At 69.4% G+C, this 265-nt stretch carries 1 protein-coding gene; it reads right to left on the bottom strand.

Translation table 11 applies throughout. From position 1 onward, the window contains the following. Positions 1–265: hypothetical protein (locus ACZ3GY_RS24155; RefSeq protein WP_465912295.1), on the bottom strand; the 265-nt coding region annotated here is incomplete at both ends.

Below are 265 nucleotides of genomic sequence, written 5' to 3'. Positions count from 1 at the left end.
CGTGATCGTGGGGTCCGCTGACCAGATCCACCCCGCGATGACGCGCCAGGATGACCATGGTCGACACCGCGGATTCGACGACCTCGACGACCGCCGCGGGTTCGAACGCCGTGCCGGTGGGGATCTCGACCGATTCCAGGAGATCCCCCACGACACCGATCAGCGTGCGGGAATCCGCGCGGAGCCGGCCGACCACCTCCGCGTTGGGGTCCGCGGGGCCGAGGGAGCGCTCGAGCAGTTGGAGTCTGGCATCCAGGATCGCGAG

The organism is Pseudomonas sp. PME37.24/006 (genome assembly GCF_055556635.1).
This window is presented reverse-complemented; position numbering and strand designations above follow the sequence as displayed.